The organism is Cnuella takakiae, assembly GCF_001953305.1.
In the GTDB taxonomy this organism is placed as follows: domain Bacteria; phylum Bacteroidota; class Bacteroidia; order Chitinophagales; family Chitinophagaceae; genus Flavisolibacter; species Flavisolibacter takakiae.
The window spans coordinates 3,970,762-3,989,739 of the sequence record NZ_MTFE01000010.1; the positions used below are offsets into that span (position 1 = coordinate 3,970,762).

Sequence of the window (18,978 nt, forward strand, 5' to 3'; positions counted from 1 at the left end):
TGTAATTGGGAGTGCAAAGATAAGCAGCCGACAATTTCTGCCAAATATTTTAAAAGATTTTTTTGAGCCTGCTGCAAAATTTTCCCTTCAGTAACCTGTAAGACAGGTTGATATAAATACACCGGCGGTGAACAGCGCTTTGATTTAAGTTTGCGCAACCAACTAGAACACATGTCTTCATTTTTCAAGAACAAAGTAGTAGCCGTTACCGGCGGATCGGACGGCATCGGCCGCGCATTGGTGAGCATGCTCCTTGGCCAGGGTGCCAAAGTAGCTACCTGCGGACGCAACCACGACAAACTGTACCAACTCCAATCGGAGTTTCCCTCCTACCCCCTGCATACCGTGTTGGCCGATGTGAGCAATGAAAATGATTGCCGCCATTTTATCGATTCAACGATCAAGATGTTTGGGCCCATCGATATCCTCATTAATAACGCAGGCATTTCCATGCGGGCACTGTTGCAGGACTCTACTATGGATGTACTGCACAAGGTGATGGGCGTCAACTTTTTTGGCACCGCATATTGCACCAAGTATGCCCTGAACAGCCTCATACAACAAAAAGGTACCGTGGTTGGCATTTCTTCCATCGCCGGTTACCGGGGCTTGCCTGGCCGTAGTGCTTACTCTGCATCCAAGTTTGCCTTGCAGGGTTGGCTGGAAGCCGTGAAAACAGAACTGATGGATAGCGGGGTACACGTCATGTGGGTATCGCCAGGCTTTGTTACTTCCAATATCCGCAACGTAGCCCTTAACAATGAAGGCAAACCGGAAGCAGAAAGCCTGATGAATGAAGGCAAGATGATGACACCTGAAGCCTGTGCACGCCAGATTTTAAACGCTATTGAAAAAAAGAAGCGCAGCGTGGTGATGTCTTTTACCGGGAAAGAAACCGTTTTCCTCAACCGGTTCTTTCCCTGGCTTGCCGATAAACTGGTACATCGGTTTTATTTCAGGAACGGGCAACTTATCAAGTAAGTAGTTATTCAAAACGCTGAAAACGCCATACAGCAAAGGTTGTATGGCGTTTTCAACAGTGGATGTTTATTTGCCGGGAAACCAGCAACTTTGCAGCCTGCCCTATCCCGCCGGAACCACCCTGTACCCAAATTATTTTTATTCATCATGCCCTTAGTGACGCTTACATCTGATATAGGCAGCCAGGATTACCTGGTGGGCGCCATCAAGGGCAGGCTATTACGCATAGATCCGGCATTCCAGATCATTGATATTTCCCACAGTTTATCGCCGTTCAACTATCCGCAGGCGGCATATGTTTGCCGCAGTGCCATCCGCAACTTTCCCGAATTTACCTTTCACGTGGTGCTCATCAATCTTTTTGAGTCCAAACCGGAGCAGCTCCTCCTGGCGTTTCACAACAACCAATACGTAATTTGTGCGGATAACGGCCTCCTCAGCATGATCCTGGAAGACAAACCGGAAATGGTAATTGGTATTCCGCTGGAAAAGGCAGCCATCAAGAACACTTTATACTGTATAGATATAGCGGCCCGGGCCATTACCCAATTGGCCAATGGGGAACCTGTTGAACGCATAGGTATTCCTGATGCGGAATACAACGAGAAAAACCCCTTGCGCCCCCTGCTGGGTGAAAGCTGGATCGAAGGCCAGATCATCTTTATCGACAATTTTGAAAACGTGGTGGTTAATATCACCCAGGAGCAGTTTGAACAACAGCGCAAAGGACGCAGGTTTAAAATTGTATTTAAACGCGACGAGGTGATTGAACGCATCTCCGGCTCCTATGCCGATGTGCCGCAGGGTGAGAAACTGGTTTTGTTTAACAGTGCAGGTTATATGGAGATCGCCATCAATAAAGGCAACGCTGCCGGCCTGTTTGGCCTGCGCGGCTTCAATGAAAACACCGAATCCCACGCCATGATGCACAACCGCTTGTTTTACCAGACGGTGAAAGTATTCTTCGAATAAAACATCCCACCCCCTTGTCCCCCTGAAAGGGGAACCCAAGCCGGATAGCATTATAAACAACAGAGCCACTCCATGCAGGGTGGCTTTCTTGTTTATAGCCACGCAGTGGTACTAGTTCGCAATGCATCAATAAGCAATGGTAGCAGATGAAGTAGTTGCTTTAGCTATTGTTTTTCCTACAAATGAATGTTAAAAGCAGTAGGTCCCCCCGGCCTAAGTTCCCCCTGCAAGGGGACAGGGGGTATCTAAGTTCCCCCTTTAAGGGGACAGGGGGTTTTTTCCCCTATTTTTACCGGGCATTTTTAAAATGGTACCATCTGTATGAATTTCAGAAAAGTAAACAACATAACCGGTTGGGTTGTGTTCTTCATTGCCTCGCTGGTATACATCCTAACTGCAGAAGCCAGGGGTAGTTTTTGGGATACCGGCGAGTTCATTGCGTCGGCTTATAAATTGCAGCTCCCCCACCCGCCGGGCGCACCGCTGTTTGTATTGATTGGCCGACTGTTTATAGTGTTATTCGGGAACGACCCCATGACTGCTGCCAAGGCCGTGAACGTGATGAGCGCACTGGCATCTTCCTTTACCATCCTGTTTCTTTTCTGGACCATCACCCATTTTGCACGCAAACTGGTGGTAGGCAATAGCAATGAGCCCGATACGGCACAAACCTGGACCATCGTGGCCGCAGGCACCGTTGGTGCGCTGGCTTATACCTTTTCCGATTCCTTCTGGTTTTCGGCCGTGGAAGGCGAAGTGTACGCACTTTCTTCCTTCTTTACCGCCCTTGTATTTTGGGCCATGCTGAAGTGGGAACGCGCCGACGACCTGGCGACAAGCGCACTGGAACGTGCCCGCGCCGACCGCTGGATCATTTTTATCTTCTTTATGATGGGTCTTTCCATTGGTGTGCACCTGCTCAACCTGCTCACCATCCCGGCCATCGTAATGATTTATTATTATAAGCGCTACAATTACACCCGCAAGGGCGCCATCTGGGCATTTATCATCGGGTGCCTGATCACCGGTGTGGTGCAGGTAGCAGCCATTCAATACTCCATTAAATGGGCCGGCAAATTTGATATCTGGTTTGTAAACGGTTTCAACCTGCCCTTCTTCTCCGGCTTTATCTTCTTCTTTGTCCTGCTGGGTGTACTCATCTGGCTGGGCATGCGCTATGCCGCAAAGAACGGCTATGGTTTCCTCCGCCTCGGTTTGTGGTGCTTTGCCTTCCTGATGCTGGGGTACTCTACTTATGTAACCACCATGGAGCGCTCTGCCGCCAACCCCGGCATCGACATGAACAACGTGGACAACCCCATGAGCCTGGTATATTACCTTGGCCGCGAACAGTATGGATCGCAGCCCCTGCTCTATGGTCCGCACTTCCAGGCCGAATACGTTGATGAAAACGGCGATGGCTATATCGACTTCAAGGAAGGCGAAATGAAATATACCAAGGGCAAGGACAAATACCTTGAAATTGGTAAAGACAGCGAGCCCAAATACCGCGGCGAAGACCAGCAACTTTTTGTTCGTGTTTGGGACCGCAGCAACGACCAGGGCCATGCCGACTTCTACGCCGACTGGCTGAACCTGGGCCGCACCCAGGATCCGCAAACCGGCCAGACCAAATATGCCGCACCTACCTATGGCGATAACATCAACTGGTTTGTAACCTACCAGATGGGCTTTATGTACTGGCGCTACTTTATGTGGAACTTCGCCGGTAAGCAAAACGACGTACAGGGTTTTGGCAACAAACGCGATGGCAACTGGATCAGCGGCCTTTCGTTTATCGACAATCCCCGCCTGGGCGACCAGGACCGTTTGCCTGAAAGCCTCAAGGATAATAAGGCCAAGAATAAACTGTACATGATCCCCTTCCTGCTGGGCGTGCTGGGTGCCATTTACCACTTCCTCCGCGACCGAAAGGACTGGATCGTATCCTTCCTGCTGTTCTTCTTTACCGGTCTGGCCATCGTGCTTTACCTCAACCAACCCGGCAACCAGCCTCGCGAACGCGACTACGCTTTTGTGGGTTCCTTCTACGCCTATGCTATCTGGATCGGTTTGGCTGTAGTAGCCCTTGTTGATTTGGCACGCCGCACGCTGAAAGATGAACTCTACCGCAATGTGCTGATGGGCGGTGCTGCCGTTACCTTCCTGGTTACCATCCTCAGTGGTGTATATGGCAATGGCATCCTGATACCCGCTGTATTGAGCGCCGTATTGTTTGTGGTACTGACCGGTGCTTTGGGCACCTTGGTACGTGCCGTTTCTAAAAACGCCACTAACCTCCGCCTGGCTACCATCACCGCTTTTGCCGTATGTATGCTGGCTCCGGCCCTGATGGCACAACAGGAGTGGAACGACCACGACCGCAGCCCCAAAACACTGGCGCCCGATATGGCCCGCAACTACCTGCAAAGCCTGGCACCCAACGCAGTGATCTTTACCTTTGGCGACAACGACACCTACCCGCTCTGGTATGCCCAGGAAGTGGAAGGCGTGCGCCCCGACCTCCGCATCATCAACACTTCCCTGCTGGGTATCGACTGGTATATCAACCAGCTGCGGTATAAGGTCAACGAAAGTGCGCCCATCGACGTGATCTGGACACCCGAGCAGATCGAAGGCCACAAACGCGAATACCTGCGCTACCAGGCGGCCGGCAATAAGGAAAACTTTTACGACCTGCTGGACGTGATGAAAAACGTGCTGGGTCAGGGCGACAATGTGCAGTCCTTCCCGGTTAAGCGCTTTATTGTTCCGGTAAATGAGGCGGCCGTTCGCAAAAATGGCGTGATCAATGCCGGCGACAGCACTTTTGCCCAGATGGCTTTTGAACTGCCGGAAACTAAAAACGACCTGATGCGCAACGACCTGATTGTGCTCAACGTAATTGCTTCCAATGCAGCTAAAGGTTGGGAACGCCCCATTTATTTTACCAACCCTTATGGCGAGCTGGGCTTTGGACAGTACCTCCGCAAAGAAGGCCTCTCCTACCGCCTGGTGCCTGTTGCCAACAAGTTTCCCCAGCAGAACTGGGTGGTTGACAAAGCGCTCCGCGAAAACCGCATGGGTGGTACCGCCATCCGCGACAACAATATGCCGGTGATGTACAAGGCCGTATTGAACGAGTTCCGTACCGGTGGTGCGGAAAAGACCGGTGTATATTTTGACGAGGAAAACCGCCGTCACCTGCTGTCCATCCGTGCTACCTATGGTGAAGCAGCCGGTAACCTGGCCGATGCAGGCCAGAAAGCCGAAGCCCAGCAAGTACTGCAAAAGGCCGAGCAGATGATCAACACGGCCAACCTGCCTTATGCCATGACCTCGCGGTATAACCAGCACAACCAAACGGCCATGATCTATATGGAGGCTGCCTATAAAGCGGGCAATACCCAACTGGCGCAATCGTTGAAAACGGCCATCAACAAAGACCTGCAGGACCAGAAGGCTTATTACAACTACCTGAAGAGCGAACGTGAAGAGCTGTTCCGCTCCATGGAGCAGGAAGCCCTGATCAACGACCTGATGATACAAGTGTTTGAAACGGTGGTAAAAAGCTACGAGCAGAAAACACCGGTTGTGGAGCAACCCGCCGGTGGGCCTGCGGCTAAATAGTCGAGATATTTAATACACCTAACAGGTTTTTAAAACCTGCTAGGTGTTGTCAAAAAAACCGGAAGCTTGAAAGGCTTCCGGTTTTTTTATTCCGTTAAGGTTTTTGCAATCGAACAAAGACGGCTTACTTATTGTAAATTGGGGTACGGAATTGATCCCCTTAACATTAAGTTCCGCTCCCCGATTAAATATTCTGTGATGCGTGGTTTTCATTTCTCCCGCTTTGACCCGGAAGACGGCAAAAGCAAATTTGAGCAACTGCTCGACTTATTCATGCAACTCCTTACCTATACAAATGGCGATGTTTCGGAAGCGCTCCAATGGCTTAACCAGCTGGACCGCCAGTACGAACTCACTAACCAGGAATATGGTATGGGCGATTTTATTGACGACTTAAAAGAAAAAGGATACCTCACCGAAGACAACCAGAAAGGCGAGATAAAGATTACGCCTAAAACCGAACAGGGCATCCGCAAACGCAGCCTGGAAGAGATCTTCGGCAAACTGAAAAAAACCAAAAGCGGCGACCACCAGACTTACAAACCAGGCCAGGGTGACGAGCAAAGCCCCGACACCCGCCCCTTCCAGTTTGGCGACCTGCTGGAGCAGATCGACTTTACCGAGTCCATCCGCAATGCCCAGATCAACCACGGCCTGGAGCAGTTTACCATGCAGGAAGACGATTTGCAGATCAGGGAAACCGATTTCAAGGCACAAACTTCCACCGTGCTGATGATCGATATTTCCCACTCCATGATCCTGTATGGCGAAGACCGGATCACGCCTGCAAAAAAGGTGGCCATGGCACTGAGCGAGCTGATCACTACCAAGTATCCCAAAGACACCTTGGACATCGTGGTTTTTGGCAACGACGCATGGCCGGTAGAAATCAAGGACCTCCCCTACCTGCAGGTGGGACCTTATCATACCAACACCGTTGCAGGGCTGGAACTGGCCATGGATATATTGCGCCGGCGCAAAAACCCCAACAAGCAGATCTTCATGATCACGGATGGTAAACCCACTTGTTTGAAAATTGGCAAGCGGTATTATAAAAACAGCTTCGGACTTGATCGAAAGATCACCTCGCGCTGCCTGAACCTGGCAGCCCAGTGCAAAAAGCTCAAAGTGCCCATCACTACTTTTATGATCGCAACCGACCCTTATCTCCAGCGTTTTGTGCAGGAGTTTACGGAAACAAATAACGGCAAGGCATTCTTTGCATCCCTGGATAAGCTGGGCGCCTTTATCTTCCGCGATTTCGAAAGTGGCAAAAGAAAAACGGTCTATTGATTGTTGCAACACAAAGACAAAAAGGCACGAAGGTTTCACAAAGATCATTTACATACAAGCAGACATTGAACGGCATGAATCATAAACACATTAATACACTCGGCGAACTCAAAGAATCTGGCTACACGGCCAAAAGCATCAAAGAAGAAATCAGACAAAATTTACTGCAAAGGCTTAAGGGCAAGGAAGACACGTTTACCGGCATCATGGGTTACGAAGACACGGTAATTCCAGACGTGGAGCGTGCCCTGCTCAGCAAACACAATATTCTATTCCTGGGTTTGCGCGGGCAGGCTAAAACCCGCATGGCCCGCCAGATGACCAACCTGCTGGATGAATACATCCCGGTAATCAGCGGCTCCGATATCAACGACGACCCGCTGAATCCCATCTCCAAATTTGCCCGCGACCTGATCCGCGAAAAAGGCGATGACACCCCTATAGAATGGATCCACCGCAGCCAGCGCTATGGTGAAAAACTGGCCACACCTGATGTTAGCGTTGCCGACCTGATTGGTGACATCGATCCCATCAAGGCTGCCAACCTGCGCCTTTCGTTTGCCGACGAACGGGTAATCCACTACGGCATCATCCCCAAGAGCAACCGCAGCATTTTTGTGATCAACGAATTACCCGATTTGCAGGCAAGGATACAGGTGGCGCTCTTCAACATATTGGAAGAAGGAGATGTGCAGATCCGCGGCTTTAAGCTGCGCCTGCCACTCGATATCCTTTTTGTATTTACGGCCAACCCCGAAGATTATACCAACCGCGGCTCCATTGTAACACCGCTGAAAGACCGGATTGAAAGCCAGATCCTGACCCACTACCCCAAGAGCCTGGAAACAGCATTGGCCATCACCGAACAGGAGGCCGACCTTGCACCCGAGCAAAAAGATAAAGTGGCCATCAGCGACCTGGTGAAAAGGCTGATTGAGCAGGTGGCTTTTGAAGCCCGCGGCTCCGAGTTTGTAGATAAGAAAAGTGGCGTGAGTGCACGTCTCACCATTGCCGCATTTGAAAATGCGGTGAGTGCCGCCGAGCGCCGGGCTTTGATCAATAACGAACAAGGCACCCAGGTTTGGATCGGCGACCTGATTGGTATTATACCCGCTATCACCGGTAAAATTGAACTGGTGTACGAAGGCGAACAGGAAGGTCCCTACCAGGTAGCCATGAACCTGCTCGACAAATCCATCCGCAGCCAGTTTGTGCAGTACTTCCCCAACCCCGACACGCTGAAAAAACGTGCACCCAAGAAAGGCGAATCACCACAGGTGGTTGACAATCCTTATAAAGCCATTACCTCCTGGTTTGATAAGGGCAACCATGTCAATATTGGTTTTGCCTCGAGAGATCGCGATAAGATCAACCAATTGTACAGCGTTGATGGTCTGCATGGCCTGGTGAAGAAAACTTTTCCGCATGCCAATGAAATGGAGTCGGCACTGCTGATGGAATTTGTGTTGCATGGCCTCGCTTCATATTCCCTTTTGTCAAAAAAGATTTTTGAAACCTCGGTAGAATTTAAAGACTTGATGGGATCGATGCTCAACATCCAAACATCGGCTTTTGATGATGAGGAAGATGAAGATGACTACCGGTAAGCGGAACCAGTGATTTATGTGATTTGAAAAGATTAGTATGGGTCAGTGCTCGACAGGCTTTTCAGTTGAAAGTAAAATGTATGAAGGACCGTACACTCAGAACTTTTAAAATCAGATTTTCTACTTCTTTCGGATAATTGATTAGCTTAATATAAGAGCGGGTGGTATTACAAAACACCCGCTCTTCTTTTTACCATGCGCACCCAACTTAACTACCTATTGCTTGCAGTAATTTGCAGTGTATCGGCTGCTGGCTGTCGCAAGTGCAATTGTATAGATGGCGACATCTCCTTTCACTTCAGCGGGTACTCCGAAGCGGAACTTAGCACCATTACAATGCAGCAATATGCGGCTGGTGCCAACTTCAACCAGCGCACCGACAGTGCTTATTTGCAGAACGGCATCCATTACAGGCTGGAGCGGAAAGGAGACACCCTGTTCCTGAATCCAGGTGAAAGCAGGTTGAAACTGCACAAGGGTTCCGATTACCTTATCAGCCTGCCGGCCGCAAATAACAATTACCGCATCACAGGTATTGAAATGCTGCAGGTAACCGACCAGTGCAATGGCAAAACCATTTGCATCAACCCGGTAAAAAGCCTCCGCATCAACGACAGCCTGCTGGATAAAACATTTCCTGGATTACCTGGTTTTACCTTAACTAAATAGCAAAGGGCGCTTGTGGAAAGCGCCCTTTGCTATTTAGTTAACATTATATTCTTTCAACACAGGTGGCAAGTAGCTGCTGAAAGGCAGGGAAATTGGAACCTGCAACTTGGAACCAATACTACTCCTGCTCTTTCTTCTTATCCTTCAACAGCAAACCTAGTTTAATACCCCATGTTACAGAGATGCCGGGGCTTCTGCCACCACGGGCATTCAGGTAATTGAAGGCACTGCCATCATCGTAGTAATAGCTGTCGCGCTCCTTATTATCAAAGCCATAACCAAGGCCGAAATAAGTATCCAGCAAAATCTTCTCGCCAAATACCCACTGCTTGCCCAGTTCGGCCTGGATAGCGCCGAAGGTGATGTTCTGCCTTTCGAGGGTGTATTGCTGGTTGGCTTTATAGGCAAGGCGGTTTTCGCTATAGTTGCCCAGGTAAACAACGGGCTTCAGGTAGGAGCCCTGCATCAGGTGCGTAAAGCGGGTGTTGCGGCTGAACAAAAAGGTAGGGAGCTTGCTGAACTTATAACCAAAAGAAGCAGCCAAGCCAAACTGGTTGCGCTTCTCCAAACGGTAATTATTGCCATCATAGAAATCTACGCGCTGGTTTTTACCGGCGCCAATTATAGCCAGGGTAGCTTCGTATCCCCGGCCCACACCCGTGCTTTTTTCATAACCAATCTGGGTGTAGCCGATCAATGGGCCCAGGAAGTCGAACTTAATGGCTTGCTTTGCCTGACCTGCGTACCGCTCCGGATCGGTAAGGCTTAAACCCTCTTCAAACTTCTCCGTGCGGCCATTGGCATAAACGATCTTGGAAATGCGGTCGCGCTCCAACACGTAAATAGGGCCATCGTTCTGGCCAAAAACTTTGTACTTGATTTCATCGGTGCCAATTTCCAGCACCTGGGCCTCTACCAGTTTACCATTTTTACGATAGATCTTGTCCTGGGCCTGAGCCGATGAAAACCCGGCCAGTAATAATAGAAGTAGGCATATGATACGCATAAGCAAAAGGTTTTGGTTTAATGATCTGACAACAGCTACAAAGAAAGCGTTGCTTGAACTTATAAAAACGGGAAAATGATGAGCGGCTGATTGTTTAAATAATGTTTACTTCCCGTTCAAGGGTAACCCCAAATTTATCTTCTACACTCCGGATGATGGCTGCACTTAATGCATATACTTCGGCGCCGGTAGCTTGTCCATAATTTACCAAAACCAGGGCTTGTTTGGGATAACAGCCCGCATCGCCGCGGCGTACTCCTTTCCAGCCACATTGTTCAATCAGCCAGCCTGCAGCCAACTTGGTATGGTTGGGGCCAGATGGAAAAGCAACAATCGCCGGGAACTGCGCTTTTAGCGGTTGAAACTGTTCGTTGGTGATCACCGGATTTTTAAAGAAAGAACCGGCATTACCAACCTGCTTCCAGTCAGGCAGTTTGGATGAACGGATATTAATCACCGCCTGGCTAACCATGCCAATAGACAACTCTTTTACACCCATGGCATCCAGTTCCTGCTGAATGGCACCATAGCTGATATTGAACTGTGGCGTTTTTCTTAAACGGTAGGTTACAGAGGTGATAACAAACTGCCCCTTATATTGGTGTTTGAATACACTCTCGCGGTAGCCAAACCGGCACTCGGCTAAGGTAAATGTTTGCAATTGCCTGTCCTGGATATGCCAGGCTTCCAGCTCATGAAAAACATCCTTGATCTCTACGCCATAAGCACCGATGTTTTGCATGGGCGACGCACCAACAGAACCGGGTATCAGGGATAAGTTTTCAACGCCTGCATAACCCTGGGTGATACAGTGCAGTACAAACTGGTGCCAGTTTTCACCGGCGCCGGCCTTGACGTAAACGTAAGTATCGTCCTCGCCTACTTTCTCGATACCACAAATTTTGTTTTGCAACACCAGGCCATCAAAATTCCGGGTAAGGAGGATATTGCTGCCCCCGCCCAAAATCAGCCTGTTGTCCTGCCCGGGTGCATTTGCGTGTAACAAGGTACCTAGCTCATCCAGGTTGTGAAAGGAGGCAAAGTAGCGGGCACTGGCTTCAATGCCAAAGGTGTTGAAAGGTTTAAGAGATATATTTTCCTGGAGGAGCATGGGGTTTGGAGTTCTGTTTATCAAATGGCATCCACATCGGGGATCACCAGCACATTGCGGAACCTTTTTTCGGCATGCAGTACAGCCGTATGTTTTTGAATATCCTCTTTGCAACGGTTGATGGTATGCCCATCGCGGGGTAGTTTCAGCAACAGTTCCATCAGGTACATATTGCGTACCCTGTTGATCACCGGTTCGGCGGGACCTACCATATAACTGCCGTAAGAAAAATGCAAGGCTTCGGCAAAGCGGTGGGCGGCTTCGGTTACCACATCGCGCTCTTTGTGCCGAAAGGTGACTTTGATGATCCGCGTGTATGGCGGGTAGCCAAACATCCGGCGTTTTTCAATTTCCTCCGCATACATCCCGGTATAATCGTGGTGGGCAACAAACTGCAGAACAGGGTGCGTGGGATTGGAGGTTTGTATCATCACCCTGCCGTTGCTGTCTCGGCGGCCGGCACGGCCACTCACCTGCTCCATCAACTGGAAAGCCCGTTCATTTACCCTGAATTCTGCAAAATGCAATAAACCATCAGCATCGAGTATGCCTACCAAATCCACGTTCTCAAAGTCCAGGCCTTTTACCACCATTTGGGTGCCTACCAGCACATCCAGTTTCTTTTGTTCAAACTGCTGGATCAATACATCATGTGCGTTTTTGTTGCGCACGGTATCCAGGTCCATACGGCCAATGCGGGCATCGGCCAGTTCCTTATCCAGCACTTCTTCGATCTTCTCGGTACCAAAGTTTTTCTGCAGCAGTTTATCGCTGCCGCAGGCGCCGCAGGTATGTGCAGGCGGATAGATATTGCCACAATAATGGCACTTCAGCTTATTGGAATATTTATGGAAAGTGAGCGATACATCGCAATGCTTACACTGTGCAATCCACCCGCAGGTTGCACAAACCTGGTAAGGCGTATAGCCCCTTCGGTTTTGAAACAAAATGGCCTGCTTGCCACGTGCAACCGTTTCCTTGATGCCTTCCAGCAATTGCGGTGAGATCATCACCTTGCCGCCATCCTGCCTGGCCACCATGCGGGTATCTACCATTTCAATGGCGGGCATGTGCACTTCGCCATAGCGCTCCATCAGTTCTACCAAACCGTACTTGTCGGCCTTGGCATTATGGTAGGATTCCAGTGAAGGTGTAGCACTACCCAGCAGCACTTTTGCCTGGAGCAGGGAGGCCATATAAATAGCGGCATCGCGGCCATTGTAGCGGGGGGCGGGGTCCTGCTGCTTGTAGGAAGAATCATGCTCTTCATCGCAAAGAATAAAACCCAAATTTTGAAATGGCAGGAAGAGCGAAGAGCGGGCACCAAGCACGATTTTCATCTCGCCGCTTTTTACCTTATTCCAAATTTCCACTCGTTCGTTCTGGCTGAACTTGGAGTGATAAATACCAATATAACCACCAAAATGTTTTTGCAGTCGGCGGATGATTTGCGATGTGAGGGCAATCTCGGGCAGCATGTACAATACCTGCTTACCCAGGCGGATGTACTCCTCCATGAGTTTGATATAAATATGCGTTTTGCCGCTGCTTGTAACACCGTGCAGCAGGCAAACATTCTTTTGCTCCAGCCCTTTTTTCACCCCTTCGTAGGCTTCCTGCTGGGCAGCCGAAAACTGGAAATCGATGGTAACATCCTTGGGCAGGTAGTGCAGCCGGTCAATATGTCTTTTCTCAACCCGGAGAATATCTTTTTCCACGAGGCCTTTAAGCTGCACATCGGTGGCGCCGCTCTTTTTCAGCAAGCTGGCCTTGATCACTTCACCTTCGGTGCGCATCAGGTGCAGGTAACTGAGGAGCAATTCCATCTGTTTGGGTGCCCGGCTCCAGTTGTTCAGCAGGTCCGAAAGCTTTGCTTCATTGCTGTACTCGGGGTTCAGCACCACGAAGCTTTCCTTCTTGGGTGTGTAGGTTTGCTTGAGTGCTTCCCAAACAAAGCATACCTTTTTGCCAATCAGCTTGTTTACCACCGGGTACACATGCGATGCATCCAGTATTTGCTGCACCTCCGTGATATTCAGTTCATGCTTGATGTGAAGGGCTTCGGCAACAAGGTATTCCTCGTTATCCAGGTTGGAAAAATCATCGCCATATTCTTCGTTGAAGATGATCACCGTTTCGCTGCTCAACTTGAAATGAGCGGGCAGTGCCGCGGCCATCACCTCGCCTTCGGAGCACATGTAATAGTCGGCCAGCCAGCTCCAGAACTGCAGTTGCCAGGGCTGTACCACCGGAGCTTCGTCCAGTATGCTCAGTATTTCTTTGGGATCGAAAGCGGAAGGTGCCTCATTGTGCAGGCGCTTGACCACACCTGCATACTTCTTGTTTTTACCCAGGTTCACTTCAACGCGGCAGCCCACCTGAAGCTTTTCGGCAAAAGCGGCGGGTACTTCCCAGGTGTAGTTTTTGGGCAGGGCCAGTGGAATAATGATTTCAGCAAACATGTAAACGGGGCTGTAAATGTAGCACAACCCGGCCAATGGGCTGCAGTTGCCCTGTAAAGCGATTTGCACCTGCAAATCCAAGCTTTAACCGGATCCCCTTTAAGAAGTTACCTTATTGAAAGCCCGCCGTTTGGTTGCTTCTACCCGGATGCCCAAATGGGTGTCGCCCAGGTACTGCATCAGGGCATAGTTGAACAAAATGATAGCGTTCATTTCCAGCATTTCTTCAACGGTCTGCATTTTCAGTATCAGCAGCGAAGATTTACCGTTGATGGTCGCCTCGAGGCCTTCCAGCATTTCAAGACCCATGGCGCTGCCAACATAGATGGCGCCTGCCAGGATAAAAAGGTTGCGGGTACGGCGGGGTAGGGCCAGCACAAATCGGAAATAATACAGGCCAACGGCCACCGTCAGCACCAAGTAAGGAATGATCCAGGCATGGCGGAACAATCCTGGTATGGGACCATGGTTTACCGACTTGATAAGGCTGGAAGTAAACTCGTGGATTTGGGTAGCTTCATCAATTCCCAGGAAAACAAAGATCAGGCTTAACAAAAGCCACTGACCATAGGTTTTGCCTTGCTGTTGCCTTGTTTGCTGGGCAATAAAATACAACAACACGGCAGAAAACAGCAGCAAAAGTGTGGCAAACAAAGTAGGAATGTTCCCATCGCGGTCAAGGCCGAAACGCTGGGTCAGCAGGCTTGCTGTGCTCAATTGGGGAAAGCGGAAAAATATAAAATAAGCCAGCAGGTGAAGGCCCAGCAACACAAAGCTGGTTGCCAATAAATACAGGCTCAGGCGACGTGCATTCCAAACCATACCAACGCCGGGGTAATTGCGTCTGCCGGAGGGTACCGCACTCAATTCCTTTTCCTTTTCAACACTTGTAATGATCTCCGCCATAATTTCTCAATTGGGTAACACAGCGTTTTTCAGAAAGGAATGGATTTACCGCCATCAAACAGTGCGATATTACAAATTAGTAGTTTTAAAATCTATACTAAGGTACCGGATTTATCCTTGATCCACGCAGCATCATAGCTTAAAAGACCTTGTTCCATCATTCTGTATACCTGTTCCTTTAGTTTTCCTACCTCTTCTTTGGTAAGTCCTGCTACAGGTACCGGCTCCAGGAAAACAGCGCGGCTCCTGCCGGGATTCAGCGACAGCCATTTGCCCGGGGGCATCCTGCTCCAACTGTCCAGCATCAAAACCGGCCTGATGGGCGTACCCGTCTCGATGGCTATTCGGAAGGCGCCGTCATAAAAATCCTTGAGCGGTTTTCCTGTCTCGTTAAAAGTGCCTTCCGGGAAAACAAGCACGGAAATACCGGTACGCAATACCGCTTTCAGCACCTGTACGCTCCGGCTGCGGTTGGCTGCCGAACTGCGGTCCACCGTAACAATGGCCTTGCGGTAAATGTATCCAAACAGCGGCACCTTCCCTATCTCGGCTTTTCCCAGCGCCCGCAAAGGCATGCGAAAAGTTTTTACCAGCAGGGCAGCATCAAGGTAAGCAACATGATTGGCCACAAAAATTTGTGCCACGGATGGGTTTAATGGAGTCGTGTGGATATTTTGATGGCGGATACCGATGAGTGGAAACCAGACATCACCCCAAAGGCAACAAATCCGGTAAATGATATTGCCCCCCTTTATGCGGCCCAGGAAAGATGCTGCAATGACAAAGGGAAGCACTACCAACATCAGCACTACAAAAAGCAGCACTGCATAAATATTGTAGATGATTTGTAAGGGACGTAATAAGATCCGTGGGTTCAAAGCGATTGGTTCAAAGTTGCGGGCAATTTACGGAAGCAGTCGTTTATCGCTTAGGAAGCCAACAGAAAACGCCTGGCTTCAGCCAGCATCGGGTGCATTTCAAGCTCCTCATCCGACATATCTTCTTCCGCATCATCCTGTATGGTCGCTTCAATGGTTTCGTAGTACGACAATGCAACCTCCACAAAATGCTCCGGCTCGTCCGGCTCTGCCACTTGCAGTAAAAGCGCGTTTACAGCCCCGCATGCGTTCAGTGCATACTCACCTTCTTCGTATTCTTCTGCATCGGGACAAACTTCTTCCAGGTTGTCCAGGAATTCATAAATCTGGTCCACATCCTGCTCCCCCGATTCTACAAAGCGGATGCTGTCGAGCAGTACATCGGGGTTACCAAAGCTAGCCTCATTGGCAAACTCTTTATAATATGGAAAGAGCCCTTTGCAAATATTGGTGCCCTGTGCGATACGCTCCTCGTAAGATAATTGCGCAGCACGCTGGTTTAGTTTCTTTTCAAAGTCTATAAAGTTCATCTCGTGTTTTTAATTCCGGTTAAAAATTATGCCTTAAGTACATCTTGTATGGCTTTGTCATTACTTACAAAAGGATATACATAAAAAAATGCGTTTTCTTTCTATGTAAATGGCAGGCCCTGAATGCCTGCTACTCTATTCCATACTCTACCCGCAATGTGATGGAGGCTGTTTTCTCTTTTGAACTGGTATTGAAAGCACCGCCATAGCTGTAGTCTTCATTCATGTTTCGGCCTGTGATCTGGAACACGCCCATAGTAGCTTTGCGGATATCGCCCAAACCGGCATCGGAGTTGTCGGCAATGGTTTTGGCCCGGCTCAGCGCATCCTGCGATGCTTTGGCCAACAGGTCGATCTTAAGCGTATTCAAACCCGAAAAATAATAAGCAGGCGGTGTTGAATTGAGCTCGATGCCTTTTTGCAGCAAGCCGGTGATCTCGCGGCTAAGTCTTTCCACAACGGCAATATTGCGGCTGTCAACTGTAACCCTTGCATTTAGGTTATAGCCAGAAAACACCGAGCCTGTTTGCCGCCCGTTGTCATCAAAACGCTGTTCGTAGTTGCGCTGCACATCAACCGAAGAAAAAACAATATTGCTGTCCGGGATGCGGTTGCCGTTCAGGTACCGGCGAATTTCAGCTTCGTCGGCCTTTAGTTGAGCATAAGCATCCTTGAGGTCGAAACCCTGCCGGGAAAAACTCCCGGTCCATACAATCTGATCGGAAGTAAAATCCTTTTCAGCCAGTCCGGTTACCACAATGGTTTGTGCCGAACGAAACCGGTATTTATAAGCCGATGCGGCGAGGGCCAAACCGATGATGATGGCCAGTGCGATGATGACGTGCCCGAGGTAACGCATAGTGGGTAGTTGAAAAATGCAATGATAAGCAGGTTGTCTAACAGGTTTGTTTAAACGCTTATTAGAATACCAGTTGGTGTGTTTGTTTGATCACACCCATTACGAAAACGCTTTGCACATTCCCGATATTTTCCAACTCACCCAGCTTATTGACGTGAAAGTTATAATAAGCATCCATGTTTTCCGAAACCACCTTCAGCATGAAGTCGAACTCGCCGGAAATGGTCAGGCACTCCACCACTTCATCCATGGCCATGATGGATTGGATGAACTGGCTGCCGGCCTGCTTGCTGTGCTCTTTGATGGACACATAACAAATGGTCATCAGGCCTTTCTTTAGCCTGGCCGCATTTACAATAGCTGCATATTGCCTGATCACCCCGCTTGCTTCCATGCGCCTCACCCGTTCGTTTACCGGTGTAGGGCTGAGGTGCACCTGCTCGGCAATTTCCTTGATGGTCATCCGTGCATTTTGCTGCAAAAGTTTCAGGATGTGCAGATCGGTTTGGTCCAGTGCAGGCATTTCACCTGTTTCACTCGCTTTCGCCATGTCATTTTGTGGTTTAATGCTGAAAAGTACAGGTCTGCCAGCAGAAACCACTAAAAAGATTATTTTCTACAGCATAATCGGCTACCCTGTTACCTTTGCAGCTAATCAGGCAGGAACCACCTGCCGCATTAGAAAAATACACAACTATGTCAACCATTACCCGCTCCAACATCAACTTCGAGCTGCCGTACAAGGTAAAGGATATGAGCCTGGCCGAATGGGGTCGTAAAGAGATCCGTCTGGCTGAAGCCGAAATGCCCGGCCTGATGGCCCTGCGTGCCGAATATGGCGCCAGCCAGCCCCTGAAAGGTGCCCGCGTTGCCGGCTGCCTGCACATGACCATCCAAACCGCAGTGCTCATCGAAACCCTCGTAGCCCTGGGCGCCGAAGTGAAGTGGAGCTCCTGCAACATCTTCTCTACCCAGGACCACGCCGCTGCTGCCATTGCCGCTGCCGGTATTGGTGTATATGCCTGGAAAGGCCAGACCATTGAAGAAGCCGACTGGTGTATCGAGCAGACCCTGTTCTTTGGCAGCGCCGAGCGCCCCCTGAACATGATCCTCGACGATGGTGGCGACCTTACCAATATGGTGCTGGACAAATACCCCGAGCTGGTGCAGTATGTAAAAGGCATTTCTGAAGAAACCACTACCGGTGTTCACCGCCTGTATGAGCGTATGGCCAAAGGCACCCTGCCCGTGCCATCGATTAACGTAAATGACTCGGTTACCAAATCGAAGTTTGACAATAAATACGGTTGTAAAGAATCACTGGTGGATGCGATCCGCCGTGCAACCGACGTAATGCTGGCCGGCAAGGTAGCCGTTGTAGGCGGTTATGGCGACGTAGGTAAAGGTTCTGCTGCTTCGCTGGCTGGTGCCGGTTGCCGCGTAATTGTTACCGAGATCGATCCTATCTGCGCCCTGCAGGCTGCTATGGACGGTTTTGAAGTAAAGAAAATGATCGACGCCGTTAAAGAAGCCGACATCATTGTAACCGCTTCGGGTTGCCGCGACCTGATCACCGGTGCACACTTCAAATCAATGAAAGACAAAGCCATCGTTTGTAACATTGGTCACTTCGACATCGAGATCGACGTAGCCTGGCTGAACGAGAACTATGGTGATACCAAAGATACCATCAAGCCCCAGGTAGATATTTACAATGTAGACGGCAAGGACATCATCCTGCTGGCTGAAGGCCGCCTGGTAAACCTGGGTTGCGCTACCGGTCACCCCTCCTTTGTGATGAGTAACTCGTTTACCAACCAAACCCTGGCACAAATTGAACTGTGGGTAAACGGCGATCAGTACGAGAACAAAGTATACGTGTTGCCCAAGCACCTCGACGAGAAGGTTGCCCGCCTGCACCTTTCCAAAATTGGTGTGGAACTGGACGAACTCACCACTGCTCAGGCCGAGTACCTCGGTATTCCGCAGGCTGGTCCGTTCAAGACCGATGCATACCGTTATTAATAGGCTGCAAGCTTACAGCTATAAGCTTCAAGTAAATAGCCCCCGCAGG

The 18,978-nt window shown here is 49.7% G+C and carries 16 protein-coding genes; 7 read left to right on the top strand and 9 right to left on the bottom strand.

Annotated elements, in window-relative coordinates:
* A partial coding sequence (locus tag BUE76_RS24770) for a hypothetical protein (protein WP_216820672.1) occupies nucleotides 1–188 on the bottom strand: 188 nt, incomplete at its 3' end.
* Between BUE76_RS24770 and BUE76_RS17095 the strand changes: the two genes are divergently transcribed.
* The 6 genes from BUE76_RS17095 to BUE76_RS17120 all read left to right on the top strand — a co-directional run bounded on the left by BUE76_RS17095 (nucleotide 172) and on the right by BUE76_RS17120 (nucleotide 9,152).
* Nucleotides 172–981, top strand: a complete 810-nt coding sequence (locus tag BUE76_RS17095) for an SDR family oxidoreductase (protein ID WP_073043050.1) — start codon at nucleotides 172–174, stop codon at nucleotides 979–981. The genes BUE76_RS24770 and BUE76_RS17095 overlap by 17 nt on opposite strands.
* Nucleotides 982–1,128: 147 nt before the next feature.
* Nucleotides 1,129–1,953: an SAM hydrolase/SAM-dependent halogenase family protein gene (locus BUE76_RS17100; RefSeq protein WP_073043173.1), complete on the top strand. Its 825-nt coding sequence runs from the start codon at nucleotides 1,129–1,131 to the stop codon at nucleotides 1,951–1,953.
* Nucleotides 1,954–2,274: 321 nt separating this feature from the next.
* On the top strand, nucleotides 2,275–5,583 hold the full coding sequence (locus tag BUE76_RS17105; protein ID WP_073043052.1) for a glycosyltransferase family 117 protein: 3,309 nt from the start codon (nucleotides 2,275–2,277) through the stop codon (nucleotides 5,581–5,583).
* Nucleotides 5,584–5,781: 198 nt separating this feature from the next.
* Nucleotides 5,782–6,876, top strand: a complete 1,095-nt coding sequence (locus BUE76_RS17110) for a vWA domain-containing protein (protein ID WP_073043175.1) — start codon at nucleotides 5,782–5,784, stop codon at nucleotides 6,874–6,876.
* 74 nt (nucleotides 6,877–6,950) lie between these two features.
* The gene (locus BUE76_RS17115; protein ID WP_073043054.1) at nucleotides 6,951–8,483 is read left to right on the top strand and encodes a MoxR family ATPase; all 1,533 of its coding nucleotides are present in this window, start codon (nucleotides 6,951–6,953) and stop codon (nucleotides 8,481–8,483) included.
* Between the two features lie 195 nt (nucleotides 8,484–8,678).
* Nucleotides 8,679–9,152: a hypothetical protein gene (locus tag BUE76_RS17120; RefSeq protein WP_073043056.1), complete on the top strand. Its 474-nt coding sequence runs from the start codon at nucleotides 8,679–8,681 to the stop codon at nucleotides 9,150–9,152.
* A 118-nt stretch (nucleotides 9,153–9,270) separates the two neighbouring features.
* Here the strand turns inward: BUE76_RS17120 and BUE76_RS17125 are convergent, their stop codons facing one another.
* From BUE76_RS17125 to BUE76_RS17160, 8 genes are all read right to left on the bottom strand, one after another.
* Nucleotides 9,271–10,158, bottom strand: coding sequence for a hypothetical protein (locus BUE76_RS17125; RefSeq protein ID WP_073043058.1), 888 nt, complete (start codon nucleotides 10,156–10,158; stop codon nucleotides 9,271–9,273).
* Nucleotides 10,159–10,252: 94 nt separating this feature from the next.
* On the bottom strand, nucleotides 10,253–11,269 hold the full coding sequence (gene murB / locus BUE76_RS17130) for a UDP-N-acetylmuramate dehydrogenase (protein ID WP_073043060.1): 1,017 nt from the start codon (nucleotides 11,267–11,269) through the stop codon (nucleotides 10,253–10,255).
* 20 nt (nucleotides 11,270–11,289) lie between these two features.
* Nucleotides 11,290–13,731, bottom strand: coding sequence for a replication restart helicase PriA (gene priA / locus BUE76_RS17135; RefSeq protein ID WP_073043177.1), 2,442 nt, complete (start codon nucleotides 13,729–13,731; stop codon nucleotides 11,290–11,292).
* Nucleotides 13,732–13,830: 99 nt separating this feature from the next.
* Nucleotides 13,831–14,637, bottom strand: a complete 807-nt coding sequence (locus BUE76_RS17140; protein ID WP_073043062.1) for a hypothetical protein — start codon at nucleotides 14,635–14,637, stop codon at nucleotides 13,831–13,833.
* A 92-nt stretch (nucleotides 14,638–14,729) separates the two neighbouring features.
* A complete protein-coding gene (locus BUE76_RS17145; RefSeq protein ID WP_245798351.1) occupies nucleotides 14,730–15,515 on the bottom strand; it encodes a lysophospholipid acyltransferase family protein in 786 nt (261 codons plus the stop codon).
* A gap of 50 nt (nucleotides 15,516–15,565) precedes the next feature.
* The gene (locus tag BUE76_RS17150; RefSeq protein ID WP_073043064.1) at nucleotides 15,566–16,045 is read right to left on the bottom strand and encodes a DUF416 family protein; all 480 of its coding nucleotides are present in this window, start codon (nucleotides 16,043–16,045) and stop codon (nucleotides 15,566–15,568) included.
* A gap of 130 nt (nucleotides 16,046–16,175) precedes the next feature.
* Complete coding sequence (locus BUE76_RS17155) at nucleotides 16,176–16,904, bottom strand: SIMPL domain-containing protein (RefSeq protein ID WP_073043066.1); 729 nt, start codon at nucleotides 16,902–16,904, stop codon at nucleotides 16,176–16,178.
* 61 nt (nucleotides 16,905–16,965) lie between these two features.
* Nucleotides 16,966–17,454 carry an Lrp/AsnC family transcriptional regulator gene (locus tag BUE76_RS17160; protein ID WP_073043068.1) on the bottom strand — a complete coding sequence of 163 codons (489 nt, stop codon included), beginning with the start codon at nucleotides 17,452–17,454 and terminating at the stop codon, nucleotides 16,966–16,968.
* 146 nt (nucleotides 17,455–17,600) lie between these two features.
* Here BUE76_RS17160 and ahcY point away from each other — a divergent pair, with 146 nt between their 5' ends.
* Nucleotides 17,601–18,929: an adenosylhomocysteinase gene (gene ahcY / locus BUE76_RS17165; RefSeq protein ID WP_073043070.1), complete on the top strand. Its 1,329-nt coding sequence runs from the start codon at nucleotides 17,601–17,603 to the stop codon at nucleotides 18,927–18,929.
* The last annotated feature ends 49 nt before the right edge of the window (nucleotides 18,930–18,978 follow it).